This window comes from Acetobacter sp. AN02, assembly GCF_029759835.1.
Taxonomy (GTDB): Bacteria; Pseudomonadota; Alphaproteobacteria; order Acetobacterales; family Acetobacteraceae; genus Acetobacter.
Genome location: NZ_JAJJND010000186.1, coordinates 1 through 1,096, shown reverse-complemented (window position 1 = coordinate 1,096; position 1,096 = coordinate 1). Strand labels below are relative to the sequence as shown.

General features: G+C 53.5%; 1 tRNA gene and 1 pseudogene. Both read left to right on the top strand.

Going from position 1 to position 1,096, the window contains the following annotated elements:
- Positions 1 to 92: 92 nt before the first annotated feature.
- Positions 93 to 443, top strand: a pseudogene (locus LOC54_RS12285) (EAL domain-containing protein); the annotation flags it as partial.
- Positions 444 to 630: 187 nt separating this feature from the next.
- Positions 631 to 706 (top strand) — tRNA-Lys (locus tag LOC54_RS12280).
- Positions 707 to 1,096 lie beyond the last annotated feature (390 nt).

Here is a 1,096-nt window from a genome sequence, read left to right as displayed (position 1 = left end):
ATCAGCATCCTGTGAATCACATTTTTAGCCCAATGGGTACCCCGTGAGTCTGATCAAGAAACGGTTGGTATTATGTCACACGGGCCCTTTCGACGCTGCGTGAGGCCGGGATCCGCATCACCCTTGATGATTTCGGCACCGGTTATTCCTCGTTCGGCTTTCTGCGGAACTATCCGGTTGAAAGTCTGAAAATCGACTGCGATTCCACGAAGGATATGATGCAGGAGACCTCGATCCGCGCAATCGTGGAATCGATCGTCCGGCTGGGGAAAGCCCTGTCCCTGAATGTGATTGCAGAGGGGCTGGAAACGGAGGAGCAGTATTCCGTTCTCCGCGAGTTCGGCTGCCCCGTGGCCCAGGGGTTTCTCTTCGGAAGCGCCAGACCGACCGATACCGTTGCAGCCCTGCTCGAAAGCGGAAAACAGACATCAGCGGGCGGGTGAGGCGTTATCTCCCCGCCATCAGGCTCAGCATATCGACAGGACTGAAAATGATAAGCATATTTTGTAAATCCCCTTATTAATCATGTATTTTTACGACAACTTCAGGAAGGAAATTCCGGAGATTACAGAAGCAGGGCAGCTTTACGCTTGACACAATCCGCATGGTAAGCCAGGAGAGGCACCAAGTGAGCCGGTAGCTCAGCCGGTAGAGCATTCGACTTTTAATCGAATGGTCGTGGGTTCGAGTCCCACCCGGCTCACCATTCATCCGGAAAATCTACAGAAATCCGCTATTTTGTGGCAGATTAAATAATCCGGTTAGACAATTTTCTTTCTTACGAGGGCTGCCATCCTCTCGTCCGCCATGGGGCCTGATGGCCGCGCGCGCGTATCTGTCCGCCTCATTGAGCGTCCTATGTCCTGCTATCGCGCCGATCTGATGGGGGCACACTGGTGCCTTTGACAGGATCTTCGTCGCCCTGACAGAACAGGCTGGCCGTTCGAAGTGTCTGTTGATCGATGCAACACATCTCAAGGCACATCGGACATCGGCGTCCCTGCTCAGAAAGGGGCTTCTACCAACCGTTGATTGCTATAACCTATGCGCCCAATTGCGCAGTCCGATTGACATGATGCGCCAAGGTTGTTCGACG